The 2,180-nt window shown below is 58.9% G+C and carries 2 protein-coding genes; both read left to right on the forward strand.

Annotated elements, in window-relative coordinates; genetic code table 11:
• Window positions 1-1,671, forward strand: a 1,671-nt coding sequence (locus BW980_RS22065) for a GMC family oxidoreductase (protein ID WP_076457311.1), incomplete at its 5' end; no start/stop codon positions are given.
• A 6-nt stretch (window positions 1,672-1,677) separates the two neighbouring features.
• Window positions 1,678-2,180, forward strand: a 503-nt coding sequence (locus BW980_RS22070) for a gluconate 2-dehydrogenase subunit 3 family protein (protein WP_076457312.1), incomplete at its 3' end; no start/stop codon positions are given.

The raw sequence follows: 2,180 nt of genomic DNA on the forward strand, positions 1-2,180 counted from the left end.
TCTGGAGCAGGTGGCGGTATGGCCACCAAGCAACTGGCCGATGCGGGCCTCAAGGTCGCGGTGGTCGAGGCGGGCCCCTTTTTCGACCCGGCCGACCCGAAGACCATGACCCAATTGAAGAACCCCTACGATTCTCCCAGGCGGGGCGCCGGCACGGACCGTGCCTTCGGGGAGTTCGATATGTCCTATGGCGATTGGCACGTTGACGGCGAACCCTATACCCATGCCGAGGGCACGACCTTCAAATGGTGGCGTTCGCGCATGCTCGGTGGCCGTACCAACCACTGGGGCCGCATATCGCTGCGTTTCGGGCCGAAGGATTTCAAGGGAAAGACGCGCGACGGCCATGGGGAGGACTGGCCCATCGGTTACGATGACGTAAAGCCGTACTACGACAAGGTCGACAAACTGATCGGGGTCTTCGGTACCAACGAGGGGCTGGAGAACGATCCCGACGGTTTTTTCCTGCCACCCCCGAAACCGAGGCTCCACGAGCTTTTTTATATAAAGGGCGCCAAGAAATCGGGCATTCCCGTGATCCCCGGGCGGCTGTCGATGCTTACCAAGCGCATCAACAACGAACGCGGGGTCTGCTTTTACTGCGGCCAGTGCAACCGCTCCTGTTCGATATATGCCGATTTCTCCTCGGGGAGCTGCCTTATCTTCCCGGCACAGAAGAACGGCGGACAGGTGAAGCTGTACGTCAACGCCATGGTACGTGAGGTCACCACCGATGGGGAGGGAAGGGCCACCGGGGTATCGTACATCGACAAGGGGGACAGGAAGGAATACAAGCTAAGGGGAAAGATCGTCGTATTGGCGGCCTCCGCCTGTAGCTCGGCGCGCATCCTTCTCAACAGCAAGAGCAAGCAGCACCCCAACGGACTGGGCAACAGCAGCAACCTGGTGGGAAGGTACCTGCACGACTCGACGGGCAGTAGCGGCGCGGCGTTCGTCCCGGGCCTCATGGACCGCGACGTGTCCTATAACGAGGACGGGGTCGGCGGCATGCACGTTTACTCGCCCTGGTGGGGCGACAACAACCAACTGGACTTCCCCCGCGGCTACCACATCGAGGTATGGGGGGGCATGGGCCAGCCCAATTACGGCTTCGGCTTCGACCAGGACAACTTCAACAAGCTCATGGGCTTCCCCACGGGCGGCTACGGCGACAAGCTCAGGGACGAGGTCAAAAGGTACTATGGTGCCGTAGTGGGCTTCGGGGGAAGGGGCGAGGGCCTCGCGGTAAAGGACAACTATTGCGAGATCGACCCCACCACGGTCGACGATTACGGCATCCCCGTACTGAAGTTCAACTATAAGTGGTCCGATATCGAAGTGCGCCAGGCCAAGCACATGCAGGATACCTTCGAGGAGATCGCCCACAACATGGGCGGTATCTATCTCAACAAACCCGGCAAGGACAGGGACTACGGCCTTCACGCCCCGGGCGAGATCATCCACGAGGTGGGCACCACGCGTATGGGCGACGACCCCAAGACCTCGGTGACCAACAGGTTCAACCAGCTCCACGATGTCGACAATGTCTTTATCGTCGATGCGGGGCCCTTTGTATCGCAGGCCGACAAGAACTGTACATGGACCATTTTGGCCCTGTCGTGGAGGGCCTCGGATTATATCATCGAACAGATCAAAAAACAAAACCTATAGCCGAAGATGGACAGAAGAAAGAGTATACAGACCATGATCCTAGGTGCGGGGGCTTCCGCACTTGCCTTCCACGGCTGCGGCGGCGAAGCGCAAGAAAAGGCGAAAGGGGCCGTTGCACAGGCGGGCGACACCCATTATTTCGGGCGTACGCCCAAGGAACTCGAGCGTATCGAAAAGCTCAATGCCGAGCGCTTGTTCAACGAACACGAAATGGAGACCATCGCCGTGCTCAGCACGGTGATCCTTCCCCCCAAGGAACCCTTTGGAGGGCCCTTGGAGGCCGATGTGCCCGAATTCATAGAGTTCATCGGAAAGGACATGCCCGATATGCAGAACACCCTTTTGGGCGGACTGATGTGGCTCGACCACCGCAGCAATACCGAATTCGGGACCGAGTTCAAGACGGCCACCCTCGAACAGCAGAAACAGATCCTCGATACCATCTGTTATCGGGATATGGACGTCCCCCTGGACGAACAGCCCTTGGGGATACAGTTTTTCGCCCTTAT

This window comes from Zobellia uliginosa (assembly GCF_900156625.1).
In the GTDB taxonomy this organism is placed as follows: Bacteria; Bacteroidota; Bacteroidia; order Flavobacteriales; family Flavobacteriaceae; genus Zobellia; species Zobellia uliginosa.